Raw genomic sequence first — 16580 nt, 5'->3', positions numbered from 1 at the left:
CCGAGCGGGTAGCAAGCCCGGATCGTGTGGCCGCACTTCCTGTGAGCAGTGCGGTGAACTGTGCGTCAGCCGGAGTGCACAACCTCACTGTCGACGACGCCGTCGGGTGACGGCGGCCGGGCCGGCGACGGTGACGGTGACGGTGACGGTGACGAGTTCGCCACCGGAGACGCGAGGAACTGAATCGGACCTGCCAGCAATGCTTGATGCCCCGAAGATCGCGTGAAGTGCGGGACTTCGACGTCAAGGCCTGGAACCCGTTGTGAAGGCGGCCTAGCGGGTGATCGTCTGGGTCAGCAGGTCCCGCAAGGTGTCCGGTGGTTCCAGGCCCAGTTCGTCCAGCAGCACGCGGCGGCATTGCTCGTACTGGTGCTGCGCCTCCGCCCGGTTTCCCGCCGCCAGATGGGCGTCGATCAGCACGCGGTGCGCGCTTTCCCGCAGCGGCTCGGCCTGGACGGCGGCGAGGCCGGCGGCGACGGCCTCGCCGTGCCTGCCCGCTTCGGTCAGCCGATGCGCCATCGCCTCCAGCGCGTACAGCCGGAGCTGGTGATACTGCTCCTGCTCCAGCAGGACCCATTCGTTGTCCGACCATTCCGGCAACAGGTCCGCGGACAGGTGTTCCCGCGTCTGGCGCGTGAGAATGTCCTCGCACATCGGCGACTTCTCGAGCAGCCGGTGCGCGCAGGTGATCGCGTCGTGGATATCGACGTGGATCTCCGTCGCCAATGCCATTTCCTGTGCCGAAGCGTTGATGATCCCCGGTTCCGTGCGCAGCGCACGCCACAACGAGGATCTCAGGTTGGCGTTGGCGCGCGACGTCGTGGCTTCCGGCCACAGGGTGCGCGCCACGTAGGTGCGGCTCCTCGGTCTGTCTTGGAGCGCAAGGAGAGCGAGCAACTGCTGCGCGCTGGACGACAGCATGATCCGCTTCTCTCCAACGAGCAGCGTGAAACCCTTGAGCAGACGCAACGACACGGTCGGCTGAACATCACTACGCATCGGTCCCCCCGGCGACGCCGCTGCTAGCACACGGGAAACGTTTTCATACACTGGCTATTCGCCGACGTTCCCCCACGTGTTACGCCGATTGTCGTCCGTTGCCGTCAATGCTGCGTCACCGGAACGTCATCGGGCCTGTTCCGCAGCCTTGTCAGCCAGTCGTCGACCGCCGCATGCACCTCCCGCGCCGAACTCGCCGCGATCGGCGCCGCCTGTTCCGTGTCGATCGCGGAGAAGATCCGGACACGCAGGCGATCCGGGTGTCCGCCCTCCAGCCAGGCGCGCAAGACCATGCTGCCGCTGTGCTCCTCCGGGGCGTCCACTGGTTCCACGGGACGGAAGGATGCACTGCGGATGTCACCGCCGCGTCGTCGCCGCGTCAACGCAGGCGCCAGGAACGGGGTGGTGACGCCGCCGCGACGGTTTGATCGCGGAGCTGACACGCGTTCCTGAAATCCTGCCGGAGCACCGTCGATCAAGCCTCGGCGGCGCCGTCGGGAGGGGAGCGCATGGGGGACTTCGGTGTCGTGGCCGACGTTTCGGCCATCGTCGTGGACCGGCTCACGCGGGCGCTCGAAGGGCTGAGTTCCGAGCGGTTGTTCGCGGAACTGCACGACCTTTCCGAGCCGGTACAGGCCGATGTCCCGAAACTCACGGTGTTCCTGTACGAGATCGCCGAAGACCCGACTTCCCGCAACCGGCCGCCGGTCCGGTCACTGCCACCGGATCCGCCCACCACCCGCAAACCACCGATGGCGTTGCTGCTGCGGTATCTCGTCACCCCGTGGGGCGGGGATCAGCTGACCCAGCATCGCATGATCGGCCGCGCGCTGCAGGCGTTCTACGACGACGCGATCCTCGACGGCGAAGAACTCGCCGGCAGTCTCGCGGCGAGCACCGACGCGCTCCACGTCACCTTGACCCCGCTGACCCTCGATCAGAAGTCCTGGGTCTGGTACGCGATCCAAAAGCCGTATCGGCTGTCGCTGAACTACGAAATCCGTGTGGTCAACCTGGATTCCCTGGATGTCGCCGCGCTACGGCTGGTCACGAGCCGCACCATCAACGGGGCGCAGCGGCCATGACCGGCGCACGCCGCATCGAGACGTCCGTGCTGTACAGCCCGGCGTGGTTCGTGCCGTTCGACGAGTTCGCCGGCCGCCCGCGGGCCGTGGATGTGACCGTCGAACTGGATCGCTTCGAGGACAGCGAAAACGAGTGGGCGCCGCAGGAAACCCCAGTGGTCCGGACACCGAGCGCCGCGCTCGCCTACCCGGGGCTCGGCAGACGCGGCGGCCCCGGCCCCGGCCGGTACCGGGCCAGGTTCGGCGCCCCCGGGTACGCGCCGCTGTACCCGGCCGACGGTGAGCCGTTCACCGCCGACGCGCTCGGTGTCGAGTTCCGGGTCCATCCGTACGACGAGACGCGGCCACCCGCCACGCCCGCCGTACCGCGGCTCGTCCGGCTGCTGCCGGGCGCGGCTTTTCCCTATGGGCCCGGCGTACGCACCGTGTACGGCGTCGTCGTCGACGAGGTCACGCGGGCACCGGTGCCGAACGCGCTGGTGAAAGCCGAGGGTACGACCAGTGTCGACGGCGTGGGCTGGCGGGAACGCACGCTGACCGACGCACGCGGTGTCTTCCGGCTGGCGTTGCGGTGGGAAGGCGGACGCCACGACCCGCCGGACGAAAGGGAAACCTTCCGCCTGGAGGCCATCGAGCGGCTGGGCCGGGCAGGCTCGCTGGAGATCCTGCTGCCGCGGGACCGCGACCGGCGGCACGTCATCGAGATCGTCTCGCAACAGCAGTAGAAAGTAAGGAGCCAGCCATGCCCGAGTATCTCAGCCCCGGCGTCTACGTCGAGGAGATCGACGCGGGGCCGCGGCCGATCGCGGGGGTGAGCACCAGTACGGCGGGCATGGTCGGGGTCACCCAGCGCGGCCCGACCGGCGGAAAACCCAAGCTCGTCACGAACTTCCTCGAATTCCAGACCACCTTCGGCGGATTCCTGCCCGAACCGGACCAACCCGTGCGCGATCGGTGGGCCGGCGATCCCGCGGAAGGCGGCCGCTGGTGGCTGTTCCCCTTGGCGGTCAAGGGGTTCTTCGACAACGGCGGCCAGCGCCTCTATGTGAAGCGAGTCGTGAGCGGCGGTGCGACGGCCGCGTCGGGCACGCTCGGCCAGGGGCTGGTGAGCGCCATCGCCCGCGACGCCGCGGCGGGTGCCACCTCGCTGGAGCTCCGTCACCTCGTCGGTTTCACCGGCACCGACACCATCAAGATCTTCCGCGGCGGGGACAACGTCAACATCGGCGGTGGGACCATCACGTCCTACACCGCCAACGGCCGGATCCAGCTCGACAGCCCGCTCGCCGCCGAGGTGAAGGCGGGCCGAGGGGACTATGTGCAGGTCGGTGACCGCGTCGCGACGAGCAGCGTGCGGTTTTCCGCCTCCAGCACCGGTTCTTGGGGCGCGGGGGTCGAGGTGCGGGTCCAGCCGTCGGTGAGCGCCGCGCTGCCGGTGCTGGCGGAGCCGTCGCAGGGTCCGCTGTTCGTCACGCAGTTCGCCGAGGAATCGCCCGAGAACAGTGACACGGTCGTCGTGACCGCCGTGCCGGGGCTCGCGCCCGGCCCGCTGCCGGACGATGTGTGGATCCTGATCAACGAGCGGCGTTTTCAGGTCCAGGTCGGCGAACCGGCGGACGGCAAGGTCACGCTGACGCTCCCGGCGAACACCACGCATCCCCGGTGGCCGGTCGGTCTCGGCGTGCGCCGGGTCCGGCTCGCGAACACCGGCGCCGGCCGGACGTTGCGGATCGGCGGTGCGAGCAGGCTGTACGAGAACGCGGTCACCCAGCTCGACGTCGGCAGCGGGCTGCGCACTCTCCGCGTCGTGTCCATCGCGAACGACCTCGTCACCTTCGACGCCGACACCCCGGCCCAGGTGTTCGAGTCCGCGAAGCTCAACCTCGTCGAGGCCACTGTGGACACCCGGTTCACCGGCCAGGGCGGTGGTACGGCGAGCGAGACCTTCCGCAACCTGAGACTCGGCCCCGACACCGACCCGGCGAGTCTTTCCGCCGTCCTGGCGAGCCAGTCGAAGCTGGTCAGCGCGACCACGTTGCCGGGCCTGTCCACCGATCCCGCACAGTTCCCGACCCCGGCGACAGGGGTGTCCCTGCCGCTGTCCGACAACGGCGCCGACGTCTTCGAGGAACTCTCCGTCGGAGACTTCGTCGGCACCGACGGCGGCAGCGGCAAACGCACCGGAATCGTGGCGCTGGAGGACATCGACGAAATCTCGGTGTGCGCGGTGCCAGGTGTGTGGGCGGGCACCGTCGAGTCGGCGCTCGTCACGCACTGCGAGCTGCTCAAGGACCGGTTCGCGATCCTCGACCCGCAGGACGGGCTCGACATCGAGGGCATCCAGACGTTCCGGGAATCCTTCGACACCCGTTACGCCGCGCTCTACTACCCGTGGCTGGTCGCGAGCGACCCTTCGACGAACCAGTTCGTCGAAGTGCCGCCTTCCGGGCACCTGGCGGGTATCTACGCCCGTACCGACACGGAGCGCGGGGTGCACAAGGCGCCCGCGAACGTGGTGATCCGCGGCATCCGCCGCACCGACGGGATCGCCCAGGACGTCACCAAACGCCACCAGGACTTGTTGAACCCCAAGGGGATCAACGCGATCCGGTTCTTCCCGGGGCTCGGGCAGCGGGTGTGGGGCGCGCGGACGCTGTCCTCGGACACGGTGTGGAAGTACATCAACGTGCGCAGGCTCTTCCTGTTCATCGAGGAGTCGATCGACGAGGGCACGCAGTGGGTCGTGTTCGAGCCCAACGACGAGTCGCTGTGGGCACTGGTGCGCCAGACGGTGTCGAACTTCCTCACCACGGTGTGGCGCAGCGGCGCGCTCGCGGGCACCACCGCCGGCGAGGCGTTCTTCGTCACCTGTGACCGCTCCACGATGACCGAGGACGACCTCGCGAACGGGCGGCTCATCTGCGAGATCGGTGTCGCGCCGGTCTTCCCGGCCGAGTTCGTCATCTTCCGGATCCAGCAGAAGACCCGCGAGCCCCAGCTCGCCTAGGCGCGACAGAACTGATTGAGAGGCAACGAAAATGCCACCAGTGACACGGGACGATCCGTATGCCGCCTATAACTTCCTCGTCATCCTGACCAATGTCAGCGACGACGGCGTGGCGGTGAGCGGATCCTTCACCGAAGTCAGCGGGCTGGACGTGGAGTTGCCGGTGATCGAATACCGCACCGGCAGCGAGGACATCACGGTCCGCAAGCTCGTGGGGCTGAAGAAGTTCCCGAGCGCGCTCACCTGTAAACGGGGGGTGACCGGCCACATCGGGTTCTGGAACTGGGTACGGGAGGCGCTCGACGGCCAGATCCGCCGCACCTCCGGTTCGATCGTGCTGCTCGACGAGAACCGGCAGGAGGCGATGCGCTGGAACTTCGACCGCGCGTGGCCGACGAAGTACACCGGCCCGTCGTTCAACGCCACCAAGAACGAGATCGCCATGGAGACGCTCGTCCTGGCGGTCGAGAGCCTCCTGATCGACGCGTGAGACGACGATGACCAGCGCGGCGCTTCCCGGCGTCTCCCTCACTTTCGTGCCGAGCGGCTCGGACACCGAGCCGCTGCGCACGGACGTCGCGGCGTTCCTCGGCCGGACCCGGCGCGGACCGGTGGACACGCCGGTCCGGGTCGAGAGCTGGAACGACGTCGTCGGCGCGTTCGGGCCACCGGACGGCTCGGCCGCCACGCCGTACGCGTTGCGCGGGTTCTTCGAGAACGGTGGCCGCACGGCCTGGGTGCTGCGCGTCTCGGGGCCGGTGGAGACCGCGAGCGCGGAGTGGACGGACGGATGGCGTGTCGTGGCGACGAGTCCTGGTACGTGGGCGAACGGCGGCCGGGTGGTGATCCGGCACCAGGGCAGTTCGGTGGCGGGGCCGCCGACCGTCACCGTGCGGGTGATGGTGCCGGGAGAACCGACGGAGATCTTCGCCGGGATGCCACCCAGCGAGGTCGCGGACCGGCTGACCGCGTCGCGGCTCGTCCGGTTTGTTCCCGGCGGCGCTCCACCGGATCCCGGTGACGCCATTTCGGCCACGTGGGACCTGGTCCTCGCGGGTGGCACGGACGCTGAACCGGGCCGCGACGAATACGGGGCCGCCGTGCGGGATCAGGCCGATCTGCCCGAACCCGCGCTGGTGGCGCTCCCGGACCTCGGCACCGACCTGACCGGCCCTGACCACGCCGAACTGATACTGGAACTGCTGCGCACGGTCCAGCCGCTGCTCGATCGGCTCGTGCTGCTCGACGTGCCACCTGCTCTGTCCACTGTGGACGACGTGCTGGCATGGGTGACCGGGTTGACCGGCCTAGGGGACGAGGCGCTGCTGGCCACCGCCGCGGTCTACCACCCGCCGCTGCGCGCACCGGACCTCGCGGGCACCGGATTGCGGGTCGTTCCGGCCTCCGGGCACGTCCTCGGGGTCGTCGCCAGGCTCGACGCCGAACGGGGTCCGCACCACACCCCGGCCAACGCCGTCGTGCTCGACGCCGTCGACCTAGCCGCCGTCCACCCGGAGCCGCAGCTGGTCCGGCTGTTCGAGGCGAACGTCGACCTGGTGCGGTGCCTGCGTGGCCGCGGTCTCGTGGTGTGGGGCGGGCGCACGCTGTCCGGCGACCCGCGACGCCGGTACATCGCGCACCGCCGCGTCCTGCACCTGCTGGTGCGGGCGATCCGGCGGGTCGCGAGCCCGCTCGTGTTCGACGTGAACTCGCCGGAACTGCGCCTGACCTTGGTCCGCTCGCTCACTTCGGTACTGCTGGAGACCTTCCGCTCCGGCGCACTGGCGGGTGCTCGGCCCGAGCAGGCGTTCCGGGTCGTGTGCGACGAGACGAACAACCCGCCGGAGCAGGATCCAGGCCAGGTCGTCTGCGAGATCGAGGTCGCGCCCGCCGTGCCCATGGAGTTCATTCGGCTGCGCCTCGTGCTCGGCCAGGATCGCGGGCTGGAGGTGGTCGAGGCATGACCACCCCCGTCGACGTCGTGCGGGCGGCGACCGAGCCGCTGGTGAAGTACCGGTTCGTCGTCACCCTCGACCCCGGCGACGCCTACCTGCCGCCGGCGCAGGCGTTGCTGCTGCCACTCGTCGCGGCGGGCGGGTTCCAGGAGGTCACCGGGCTCGGCGGGACGCTGGAAGTGGTCAGCTACGCCGAGGGTGGCCGCAACGACTCGGTGCGCCAGCTGCCGCTGCGCAACACCTGGAACCGGATCACCTTGAAACGCGGTGTCGTCCGCGACCGCGTGCTGTGGACCTGGTACCAGACCGGGCTGGCGGACTCGCTCGGCGCCCGCCGGGACGGCGCGGTGATCCTGCTCGGCGCCGACGGCGCACCCGCGATGGCGTGGGCGTTCCACGGTGGGCTCGCCGCCAAGTGGAGCGGTCCGGACCTGCACGGCGAGCAGAACGCGGTCGCCATCGAGTCACTGGAGATCGCCCACGAGGGCCTCACGAACATCCTGTAGGAGTGAACGTGCCGAAGAACCTGGTCATCCACAACCTCGAAGTCCGGTTCCAAGTAGACGGTGACGACGGGGCCGTGTTCACCCGCCTGTTCAACAAGCACATCCAGGCGTGGTCACGGTTGTACGAGCAGGAACGCGCACGGGCCGACCGCGCCGCGAACGATCGCAAACTCGGCGATCAAGGGGAGTCATGAGCATCACGCCGGTTTCGTTCGCGGGGCTGGGCGCGCGGGCCCGGCTCGAGATCATCCGTCCGGTGATCACCGACGAACGGCAGCGCCGCATCCCGCTCAGGTTCAGTCCGACCGACTACAAGCTCAGCAAGAGCAACACGTTCGCCGAGATCACCATCCCCGGCCTGGAAACCCCGCCACTGCAATACGTCCGTGGCGGCAGCGAAACCCTCACCGTGCAGGCCCTTGTCGACACGTCCGACACGCTCGACAACGTTCGTACGTCCTATGTGGACGCAATCCGGAATCTGCTGCGGCCCGACAGCAGGGAACACGCGCCGCCGGTCGTCCAGTTCGTCTGGGACGAGGCCGTGTTCACCGGCGTGGTCGAGAAACTCGACGTGAACTACGTCCTCTTCGGCTCCGACGGCGTGCCCCTGCGCGCTCAGCTCGACCTCATGCTCAAGGAGTTCCGGCCGGCCGCGCAACAGGTCGCGGACAACCCGCGCTCCTCGCCGACCGTCGAGAAGAGCTACGTCGTGCGGGCGGGCGACACGCTCACGAGTATCTCCGCGGCCGTCTACCGGCGGCCGGACGAATGGCGGGCCCTCGCCCGCGCCAACGGGATCACCGATCCCCGCGACCTGCGGCCGGGGCGCGTGCTGACCGTGCCCCGGCTGATGTGAGGGGCTGGCCATGACCGTGCCGACGGCCACCGAGCCCGAGATCGCCGACCCAGACCGTTACGCCCCCGAATTCGTGGTGGTCATCGAAGGGGTCGAGGCCGACCCGTCCACCAAGAACGACGTCCTCGACATCAAGGTGCACCGCGACATCGAGGAGATGTCCGGCTTCGACCTCGAGCTGAACAACTGGGACGACGTCAACCTGCGGTTCAAGCACAGCGACTCGCGCGAGTTCAAGCTCGGTTCCCGCGTCGCCGTGCGGCTCGGCTACGCGGACAAGCTGATGACCGTCGCGACCGGCACCATCAGCACGCTCGCCCCGAAGTTCCCGGACGGCGCGTCGCCGACGGTGTCGGTCAGCGGCGTGGACGGCATGCTGCGGCTCAAGGAGAGCAAGCCGGACGCGTCGGTCGACAAGATCTACCGCGGCCAGGCCGACTGGCAGATCGCCACCGCCGTGGCGCGGCGCAACAAACTGCGGATCGTCACCACCGAGGAGGGGCCGGTCCACGACCGCGTGGTGCAGAAGAACCAGTCCGACGCCGAATTCCTGATGGAGCGGGCGAAACGGGTCGACTTCGACTGCTTCATCCTGCCTGATCCCGCGACCGGCGAGGAGATCCTGTACTTCATCAGGCCCACCGACGGCCGCGACGGCAGGCCCATCCGGCTGTTCCGCCTCGCCTATCAGCCGGGCCTGTCCACCGGGCCGACCGCGCTGCCCGAGGGCCTCGTGCCCAACCTGCTCGATTTCACCCCGACCCTCACGGTGTCGAAACAGGTCAGCAAGCTCACCGTGCGCGGCTGGGATCCCCGCACCAAACAACAGATCGCGTTCACCGCCACGGTCGAGAACCTGCCTGCCGGCCAGGCGTCCGCCGACGGCGAGAGCGGGCCGCAGGCGGCCGACAGCGCGGCGGGCGGAAGGCAGGAAGTGGTCGTCGACGCCCCGATCACCAGTGAGGACGAGGCCCGCGAACTCGCGATCAGCCTGCTGCGCGAACGGTCCTACGAATTCATCACCGCCACCGGCAGGGTGGCGGGCCTGCCGGAACTGCGGCCCGGCGACAACCTGGAGATCTTCGGCCTCGGGCAGCGGTTCTCCGGCACCTACTTCGTCAAACGGGTCGAGCACACGCTGGGCACCAGCGGGTTCTTCACCACCTTCACCGGCCGCCGGATCTTCCAGGGAGACGCCCCATGACGAGGACCGTGCCGCGCGCACGCAGCACCGACCGCCGCTACTACGGCCTCGTCGAGGCGATCGTCGTGGAGAACGACGGCGATGACGAAGGCCGGGTGAAGGTGAAGTTCCCGTGGTTCGACGGCGGCGCCACCATCTCGGAGTGGTGCCGGGTCAGCCAGCTCTACGCGGGTGGCGGGTACGGGTCGGTGTTCGTGCCGGAGAAGGACGACGAGGTGCTCGTCGCGTTCGTGCACGGCGACATGCGGTTCCCGATCGTCCTCGGCGGCCTCTACAACGGCGTCGACAAACCGCCGGCCGCCCGCGACGGGGGACGCGACCAGAAGACGATCCGCACCAAGGCGGGGCACGAGGTCCTGTTCGACGACGGCGCCAAGGAAATCCGGATCACCACCGCCGAGGGCGGGAGCGTCACGGTCACCGCGACCGGCGAGATCAAGCTGTCCGCCAAGAAAGTGGTCATCGAGGCGGACAGCGTCGACCTCGGCGGCGGCGCCACCCAGCGGGCGGTCCTCGGCGACGCGTTCAAAACCGCGTTCGACACTCACACCCACACCGCGACCGGGCCCACCGCGCCGACCACACCGCCGGTGCTGCCGCTCTCGCCTGCCGTCCTCTCCTCGAAGGTGACAGTGGAATGACCGAACCCTTCCTCGGTACCGGATGGCGGTTCCCGATCCTGCCCGACGAAGCCGGGCGGCTGTCCTACGCCGTCGGCGAGGAGAGCATCGAGCACTGCCTGCGCGCACTCCTGCTCACCGCCACCGGCGAGCGCGTGATGCGGCCGGACTTCGGGACCCGGGCGCAGGAATCCGTGTTCGCGCCGGGCAGCGTGCAGAACCTGCGCGAGCTGGAGAACTCGATCTCGACCGCGGTCCGCACCTTCGAGCCGAGGGTCGAACTCGACAGCGTCCGCGCCGAGGCGGACCCGGCCGACGAAGCCCGCGTCACCGTCTCGGTGGAATACCGGATCCGGCGCACCAACACCAAACAGAACCTCGTGTTCCCGTTCTATCCCGGTCTCACCGGGAGCACCCCATGACCTTGCCCGCGCCGAAACTCGACGATCTGACCTGGGCCGAGATGATGACGGCCATCCGCCGTCGCATTCCCGCCGAATCGGATGGCGCCTGGACGCTGCACGCACCCGTCGATCCGGGTGTCACCCTGCTCGAACTGTTCGCGTACCTGTTGGAACAACGCCTCTACTGGCTCGACCAGGTGCCGGACGAACTTGTCGTCGCGATCCTCGGCCTGCTCGGCGTCGACCAGCCGCACCCCGCGCGGTCCGCCGCCACCGTGCTGCGGCTGACCGCCGGGCGGCCGGGTACTCCGGTACCCGTCGTGCCCGCCGGCACCAGGATGTCGCGCGATCCGGCCGGGCAGATCGTGTTCACTCTCGACGACGACGTCGCCGTGTTCGGCGTCAGCGGTGACGACGTACGAGTGGAAACCGACCGCGACCGCACCGCCGACCTGCGCGCCCGTCGCGGCGTGCCGTTGCTCGGCACCGATGGCGCCGCCGCCTCCGTCCGGTTCACGCTGCCGCTCACCGGTACGCGTCCGGCGCCCGGCCCGCTGACGCTGCTGGTCGAACTGGACGCGCCCGCCGCGCCGTCGTGGTCGCCGCACGCGGTGGCCGACGTGCGCCCGCCCGCCGCTCTGACGTGGTTGTGGTTCAACCCCGGCACCGGCGTCACCGGCTCCTTCGAGTCCGTTGTGGACGGTACCGGCGGGCTGCGGCGGTCCGGCGTGGTCCGGCTCGAACCACCGGCCGGATGGACCACCGCGGACCGCGGCGTCACCGTGTCCACCCGCGCCGCGACCTACTCCTCGGCACCGCTGCTGCTCGGGCTCGCGGTCAACGTGTCCGCCGCACGTCACCTCGAACGGCGCTCCGTGAGCGGCACCGATCTCGACGGCCAGATCCGGGCGTGGCTCAAACTGCCCGGTCAGCGGCTCGTGCTGCCCGGCGCGGCCGAGAGCCTCCTCGCCGCGAAACTGCGGATCGGGGGAGAGGACTGGCGGCCCGTGCGGGACTTCGTGTTCGGCTCCTCCCGCGACGAGGTCTACGTCGTCGACCGCCCGGCGGGCGCGCTCGTGTTCGGTGACGGGCTCACCGGCCGTATCCCGGTCACCGCGCCGGAAGACGTGTCCGTGGAGGCCGTGTCTGTCGAGTACACCGTGGGCGGCGGGCGCGCCGGCAACGGCGGTCTCACCGGGAACTGGCTGCCGGTCGACGAATTCGACGGCGCCCTCGCCGGAGCCAACCTGGTGCGGGCGGCGGACGGCGCCGATCCGGAAACCGTGGTACAGGCACGGGAACGCGCGGCGAGCGTGCTGGGCGAAGTGACGCGCGCGGTCACCGCCGACGACTACGTCACCCTCGCCACGACGACTCCCGGTGTCGCGGTCGGCCGGGCGTACGCGTCGATCGGCGAGCATCCCGGCTTCCCCTGCGTGCGCGTCCCCGGCGCTACGACCGTCCACATTGTCCCGTCGGTGCCGCGGGGCACCGTCGCTCCCCGGCCGGATCCCGGCATGCTCTGCGAGGTCGCCGACCGGCTCGATCGTGCCAGGCTCATCACCTCCGAAGTGTTCGTGCGCGCGCCCGCGTACCGCGAGGTCCGGCTCCGCGTCGATCTCTCCGGCGAGCCGGCCGTCCGCGCGCGGGTGTCCACTGTGGCCGGTGAAGCCCTGCGCGGGTACCTCGACCCGCTCACCGGCGGTGACGACGGCACGGGATGGCCGTTCGGCGAGGCGCTGCGGCCCTCCGCGCTGACGCGGACCGTGCAGGAGGCGCTCGGCGACCTCGCGGACGTGGCGGGCGTCGCCATCGCCCTCGACGGCGAGGAGCCCGCCGAGGTGTGCCTCGATGTACCGCTCGAGCCCGGTGAACTCCCCGTTCCGCGGGAGATCCGGATCCGCGTCGTGTTCCGGACCGAACCGGGGGAGGGGCTCACATGACCGACGTCGTGTGGTGGGACCGGGAAGCCACCGGCGATCCGGCGGACGAGGCACGGATCGTGCCAGGCCCCGCCGGTGGGCGGCCCGAACTCGTCGACGCCACCAGGGAAGCCGTCCGCGCCGCCGTGCGTGACCGACTCCCCGGCTACACACCGGACTGGACAGACCCCGACCGGCAGGACGCCGGCGTCGCGCTCGTCCGCCTGTTCGGCATCCAGGCCGAACCCGCGCTGGCCCGCGTCAACCGCCTGCCGGAGAAGGTGCTCGTCGAGGAGTTGAACACCGCCGGGGTACGGCGCGCGCCCGCGACCGTGGCGGCCACCCTGCTGGAGTTCACCGTCACCCCGCCCGACGGCGCGTCCGTGCTCGTCCCGGCCGGGTTCCAGGCCGCCGCTTCCCGGCCCGGCGGCCGGGTGGTCTACGAGACCGGCCAGGATCTGTACGCCACTCCCGCCACTCTCGGCGCGATCGCCGTGCAGCGGGGCGGAACCCTCGAACCGATCCCGCTCGGACCGGCGGGGCCGAGCCGCGCGTTCGAGCCGTTCGGCCGGGATCCCGCCCCCGGCAACGCGTTGTGGCTTGGGCTGACCGGGACCACCGCCCCGTTCCCGTCGCTTTCGCTCGGGTTCGTGGTCGCCGCCGTGCCCGCCACCCCGATCGCGGCGGGCGGCCTCGTGCCACTGCCCCTCCCGCCCGCACCCCTGTTGCGGTGGGATGTGCTCGACGGCGGGCGTTTCGTCCCCGCCGAAGTGGACCGCGACGAGACCGGCGGGCTGCGGTCGAGCGGGACCGTCCGGCTGCGGGTGCCTCGAACCTGGGCGCCCGGCAACCCGCCCACGGCCCGGCTTGGACTGCCGCTGCGGTGGCTGCGGCTGCGGATCGCGCACGGCGCCTTCCCGTCGCCCGCTCCGGTGCTGTCCGGGCTGCGCCTCAACGTCGTCGGCGCCACCGCCGCCGGTACGTTCCGGAACGAACCCCTCGAACCGATCCAGGACCCGGCCACCCCCGTGCGGCGGCGGATGCGGCTCAGCCAGGTGCCGATCCTCGCGGGCAGCATGGTGATCGAGGTCGACGAAGACAGCAGTACCGGCGACAGGGGTACCGACGTCTTCGGCGCCACGGCCGGGGCGTCCGCGACCGTCTGGCGGGAAGTGCCGAGCCTCGCCGGTTTCGGCCCGGACGACCGGGTGTTCGTCGTGGACTACGCGACCGGTGAGGTCACCTTCGGCGACGGCGTCATCGGCGCGGCGGTACCACCGGGGTTCCGCAACGTCCGCGCCGTCCGGTACCGCGTCGGCGGTGGTGAGGTGGGCTCCGTTCCCGCGGGCGCGGTGAACAGCGTCGTCACCGCCTTGCCGTTCGTCACCCGCGTCACCAACCCGTTCCCCGCCACCGGCGGCACGGACGCCGAGACCGACGCGGACGCGATCCGGCGCGGCGCCGGGGAACTGCGTGCGCGCGGCCGGGCCGTCGCACCCGCCGACTACGGCCTGCTCGCCGCCCGTGCGCCCGGCGCGTCGGTCGGCCGCGCGCACGGGGTTCCGGGGCTGCACCCGGACTTCGCGGGCAAACCGATCCCCGGCGTGGTCGGCGTGCTGGTCGTGCCACCGGCCGCCGAGGCGGGGGACACCCCGCCCGAGCCGACCGCCGAGACCCTGCGTGCGGTCGCCGTCTTCCTCACCCGCGCGGTCGCGCCCGCCGGGATCACGGTCGTCGCCGCACCCGCGCGATACCGGCGGATCGCCGTCGCGGCCCGGCTCGTGCTGGACCCGGACCAGGAACGCGCGGCCATCCTCGCCCGCGCTTCGGACGCGGTCATCACGTATCTGGATCCCTTGCGGGGCGGGGAGAACGGCGCGGGCTGGCCGTTCGGCGGCGCGGTGCGGCACACCGCGCTCGTGCGACGGATCCTGGCCGTCGACGGCGTACAGGCCGTCTCCGGGCTTTCCCTCGCCAGGGACGGGCTGCGGTACCCGCCCTGCGCGGACGTTGCGATCCCGCCGACCGCGCTCGTCTGGCCGGAGCGTCCGCTGCTCATCCCGGTCGAGGAAGGGAGCCTGCCATGACCTGCGCACCGGCCGCCGCGACGTTCCGGCTCCTCGACGACATCGTCGGGTGGGACCAGCACGAGGTACGGGACCTGATCGGGTTCACCGACGAGAACGGGGTCCGGCTCGCCAACAGCGGCGCGGATCCGGACGGGCCGACCAGGGCCGAGCTCCTGCCGTGGTTTCCCGACCCCCGCCTCGCGCCCGGTTGCCTGCCGTGCTCGTGGTTCCTGATCGCGGGCCGGCGGCTGCTGCGCCGCGACACGTGCACCGGCGGCTGGCGGCCGGTGTGGGAACCGTGGTGCGACCCCCGGCTGCTACGGGAACCGGTCGCCGTCGCCACGCGCGGGCACCGGCTGGTCGTCGTCGACTCCGGCCGGGTGTACGTGTGGCGCAACGAAGGCGACCATCTCGCCGGCGTGATCCACCTCGATGGCGCGCGTCTCGCCGCGCCTGCGCCGGGTGACGAGGTGCTGGTGGTACGGGAAGGCAGTACCCGCTTGTGGCGCTTCGGTTCCGACGGCACGCCGCGCGGCGTCCTCCGGACCCGGGTCCGCGGCACGATCATCGGCCTGCGCACCGGACCGGGACGGACGATCTGGCTGCTCACCGACGACGGCGGGCAGCTCAGGATTTACCGAAACCGCGATGAGTCCACATTGGATGAACTCGCGGCCGCGCTGCCGCCGAGCGATCTGGTGGCCGCGGACGACGACGGGTTCTGCCTGCGTGAGAACGGACCGGACGGCGCCGTCACCACCTGTTACACCTGGCTCGGCGTACCTCGCCCGGAACCACCGCCTTCGACCGGCCGGTACGCCCGGGACGGCGAGTTCGTCACCGACCTGATCGACAGCGGCCTCTCCCGCTGCCGGTGGCACCGGATCCGGGTGACCGCGGACGTCCCCGCGGGCACGGCGGTCACCGTCGCGATCGTGGTCTCCGAGGACGGCCGGTTCGCGGAAAGTGACTGGCAGAGCGCTCCGGCGGGCGTCACCGACTTCCTCGTCGACCAGCCACCCGGCCGGTTCCTCACCGCCCGCGTCCGACTGTCCGGTGACGGTTCCGCGACCCCGGTCCTGCACCGGATCCGGCTCGACTTCCCGAGGACGACCAGCGCGGACCTGTTGCCTGCCGCGTTCCGGCAGGACCCGGCCGCGGACGACTTCACCGAGCGGTTCCTGTCGTTGTTCGACGCGACGCTCGCCGAGATCGACGAGGCCATCGAGCGTTATCCCGCGCTGCTCGACCCGGCAGGAGTCCCGGACCGCGCGCTGCCCTGGCTGGCCGGGTTGCTCGGGCTGACCTTCGAATCCGGCTGGGACGCCGCCGTCCGGCGCGAGCTGATCACCGCGGCACCCGAGTTGTACCGCCGCCGCGGCACGCCGTGGGCGATCGCCGAGGCCGTGCGGATCGTGTTCGGCGTCGAACCGGTGCTCGACGAACTCGCCGACGACCGCCGCTGGGCGCACGTCCGCGCGACCGCCACTCCCGAGGGAGCGCCGGGACTCGGTTCGGTGCGGCTGTTCGGCCGGTCCGCGAGCCGGTTCCGGATCGGTGGCTCCGCACTCGGCGCGGCGCCGCTGCGGGCGTTCGGCGATCCGGACACCGATCCGCTCACCGAACACGCGCACCGCTTCCGCGTGCTGCTGCCGTCGGGCCGGGCCGACGAAGACGCGGTGCGGCGCGTCGTGACCCGCCAGGCACCGGCGCACACCAGCGCGTCGGTCCGCACCGGCGGTACGGGGTTCGTGGTCGGCACCCGCTCGGCGGTCGGGGTCGACACGGCGTTCGTCCCGCTGCCCGCGCCCGTTCTGGGCGGTACGCGGCTCAACCACGACGGCGTGCTGCGACCGGGCCCGCGAGGCGCCCGGCACGGGGTGACCGTGGGCCTTGCCTCCGCTGTCGGCATCCACACACAGGTTTCCTGAGAGGCAGGCGGAGCTGAGA

The 16580-nt window shown here is 70.9% G+C and carries 16 protein-coding genes; 14 read left to right on the top strand and 2 right to left on the bottom strand.

Translation table 11 applies throughout. The features are described from left to right. Positions 1-273: 273 nt before the first annotated feature. Positions 274-999 (bottom strand): BTAD domain-containing putative transcriptional regulator, encoded by a 726-nt coding sequence (locus ACIHAO_RS32965; RefSeq protein ID WP_396564494.1) that lies wholly within the window; start codon positions 997-999, stop codon positions 274-276. Positions 1000-1103: 104 nt separating this feature from the next. Continuing rightward, positions 1104-1331, bottom strand: a complete 228-nt coding sequence (locus tag ACIHAO_RS32960) for a hypothetical protein (RefSeq protein WP_396564492.1) — start codon at positions 1329-1331, stop codon at positions 1104-1106. 177 nt (positions 1332-1508) lie between these two features. Here ACIHAO_RS32960 and ACIHAO_RS32955 point away from each other — a divergent pair, with 177 nt between their 5' ends. The 14 genes from ACIHAO_RS32955 to ACIHAO_RS32890 are packed head-to-tail and all read left to right on the top strand — an operon-like array spanning position 1509 to position 16561. Continuing rightward, entirely contained in the window at positions 1509-2084 is a 576-nt protein-coding gene (locus ACIHAO_RS32955; protein ID WP_396564490.1) for a DUF4255 domain-containing protein, read from the top strand. Then, complete coding sequence (locus tag ACIHAO_RS32950) at positions 2081-2809, top strand: carboxypeptidase regulatory-like domain-containing protein (RefSeq protein WP_396564488.1); 729 nt, start codon at positions 2081-2083, stop codon at positions 2807-2809. Before ACIHAO_RS32955 ends, ACIHAO_RS32950 begins: the two co-directional genes overlap by 4 nt. 17 nt (positions 2810-2826) lie before the next feature. Beyond that, positions 2827-5091 (top strand): phage tail sheath family protein, encoded by a 2265-nt coding sequence (locus ACIHAO_RS32945; RefSeq protein ID WP_396564486.1) that lies wholly within the window; start codon positions 2827-2829, stop codon positions 5089-5091. A gap of 31 nt (positions 5092-5122) precedes the next feature. Continuing rightward, positions 5123-5581 carry a phage tail protein gene (locus ACIHAO_RS32940; RefSeq protein WP_396564484.1) on the top strand — a complete coding sequence of 153 codons (459 nt, stop codon included), beginning with the start codon at positions 5123-5125 and terminating at the stop codon, positions 5579-5581. A 7-nt stretch (positions 5582-5588) separates the two neighbouring features. After that, entirely contained in the window at positions 5589-7055 is a 1467-nt protein-coding gene (locus ACIHAO_RS32935; RefSeq protein ID WP_396564482.1) for a phage tail sheath C-terminal domain-containing protein, read from the top strand. Next, positions 7052-7552 (top strand): phage tail protein, encoded by a 501-nt coding sequence (locus ACIHAO_RS32930; protein ID WP_396564480.1) that lies wholly within the window; start codon positions 7052-7054, stop codon positions 7550-7552. The genes ACIHAO_RS32935 and ACIHAO_RS32930 overlap by 4 nt, the downstream gene beginning before the upstream one ends. Before the next feature lie 8 nt (positions 7553-7560). After that, positions 7561-7746, top strand: coding sequence for a putative phage tail protein (locus ACIHAO_RS32925; protein ID WP_396564478.1), 186 nt, complete (start codon positions 7561-7563; stop codon positions 7744-7746). Beyond that, positions 7743-8411, top strand: a complete 669-nt coding sequence (locus ACIHAO_RS32920) for a LysM peptidoglycan-binding domain-containing protein (RefSeq protein WP_396564476.1) — start codon at positions 7743-7745, stop codon at positions 8409-8411. Before ACIHAO_RS32925 ends, ACIHAO_RS32920 begins: the two co-directional genes overlap by 4 nt. Positions 8412-8421: 10 nt before the next feature. Further along, complete coding sequence (locus ACIHAO_RS32915) at positions 8422-9615, top strand: phage late control D family protein (RefSeq protein WP_396564474.1); 1194 nt, start codon at positions 8422-8424, stop codon at positions 9613-9615. Further along, positions 9612-10256: a phage baseplate assembly protein V gene (locus ACIHAO_RS32910; RefSeq protein WP_396564472.1), complete on the top strand. Its 645-nt coding sequence runs from the start codon at positions 9612-9614 to the stop codon at positions 10254-10256. Before ACIHAO_RS32915 ends, ACIHAO_RS32910 begins: the two co-directional genes overlap by 4 nt. Beyond that, complete coding sequence (locus tag ACIHAO_RS32905) at positions 10253-10657, top strand: GPW/gp25 family protein (protein WP_396564470.1); 405 nt, start codon at positions 10253-10255, stop codon at positions 10655-10657. Before ACIHAO_RS32910 ends, ACIHAO_RS32905 begins: the two co-directional genes overlap by 4 nt. Beyond that, on the top strand, positions 10654-12582 hold the full coding sequence (locus ACIHAO_RS32900; RefSeq protein ID WP_396564468.1) for a baseplate J/gp47 family protein: 1929 nt from the start codon (positions 10654-10656) through the stop codon (positions 12580-12582). Before ACIHAO_RS32905 ends, ACIHAO_RS32900 begins: the two co-directional genes overlap by 4 nt. Next, entirely contained in the window at positions 12579-14648 is a 2070-nt protein-coding gene (locus tag ACIHAO_RS32895; RefSeq protein WP_396564466.1) for a putative baseplate assembly protein, read from the top strand. The genes ACIHAO_RS32900 and ACIHAO_RS32895 overlap by 4 nt, the downstream gene beginning before the upstream one ends. After that, on the top strand, positions 14645-16561 hold the full coding sequence (locus ACIHAO_RS32890; protein ID WP_396564464.1) for a phage tail protein: 1917 nt from the start codon (positions 14645-14647) through the stop codon (positions 16559-16561). The genes ACIHAO_RS32895 and ACIHAO_RS32890 overlap by 4 nt, the downstream gene beginning before the upstream one ends. The last annotated feature ends 19 nt before the right edge of the window (positions 16562-16580 follow it).

The organism is Amycolatopsis sp. NPDC052450, from assembly GCF_044547565.1.
Lineage (GTDB): Bacteria > Actinomycetota > Actinomycetes > Mycobacteriales > Pseudonocardiaceae > Amycolatopsis.
This window is presented reverse-complemented; position numbering and strand designations above follow the sequence as displayed.

Bases quoted from the DNA above. Each gene is read 5' to 3' on its own strand.
- ACIHAO_RS32940 (WP_396564484.1), top strand. From the start codon at position 5,123: ATGCCACCAGTGACACGGGACGATCCGTATGCCGCCTATAACTTCCTC.
- ACIHAO_RS32915 (WP_396564474.1), top strand. From the start codon at position 8,422: ATGACCGTGCCGACGGCCACCGAGCCCGAGATCGCCGACCCAGACCGT.
- ACIHAO_RS32930 (WP_396564480.1), top strand. From the start codon at position 7,052: ATGACCACCCCCGTCGACGTCGTGCGGGCGGCGACCGAGCCGCTGGTG.
- ACIHAO_RS32955 (WP_396564490.1), top strand. From the start codon at position 1,509: ATGGGGGACTTCGGTGTCGTGGCCGACGTTTCGGCCATCGTCGTGGAC.
- ACIHAO_RS32935 (WP_396564482.1), top strand. From the start codon at position 5,589: ATGACCAGCGCGGCGCTTCCCGGCGTCTCCCTCACTTTCGTGCCGAGC.
- ACIHAO_RS32905 (WP_396564470.1), top strand. From the start codon at position 10,253: ATGACCGAACCCTTCCTCGGTACCGGATGGCGGTTCCCGATCCTGCCC.
- ACIHAO_RS32965 (WP_396564494.1), bottom strand. From the start codon at position 999: ATGCGTAGTGATGTTCAGCCGACCGTGTCGTTGCGTCTGCTCAAGGGT.
- ACIHAO_RS32920 (WP_396564476.1), top strand. From the start codon at position 7,743: ATGAGCATCACGCCGGTTTCGTTCGCGGGGCTGGGCGCGCGGGCCCGG.
- ACIHAO_RS32895 (WP_396564466.1), top strand. From the start codon at position 12,579: ATGACCGACGTCGTGTGGTGGGACCGGGAAGCCACCGGCGATCCGGCG.
- ACIHAO_RS32910 (WP_396564472.1), top strand. From the start codon at position 9,612: ATGACGAGGACCGTGCCGCGCGCACGCAGCACCGACCGCCGCTACTAC.
- ACIHAO_RS32890 (WP_396564464.1), top strand. From the start codon at position 14,645: ATGACCTGCGCACCGGCCGCCGCGACGTTCCGGCTCCTCGACGACATC.
- ACIHAO_RS32900 (WP_396564468.1), top strand. From the start codon at position 10,654: ATGACCTTGCCCGCGCCGAAACTCGACGATCTGACCTGGGCCGAGATG.
- ACIHAO_RS32950 (WP_396564488.1), top strand. From the start codon at position 2,081: ATGACCGGCGCACGCCGCATCGAGACGTCCGTGCTGTACAGCCCGGCG.
- ACIHAO_RS32945 (WP_396564486.1), top strand. From the start codon at position 2,827: ATGCCCGAGTATCTCAGCCCCGGCGTCTACGTCGAGGAGATCGACGCG.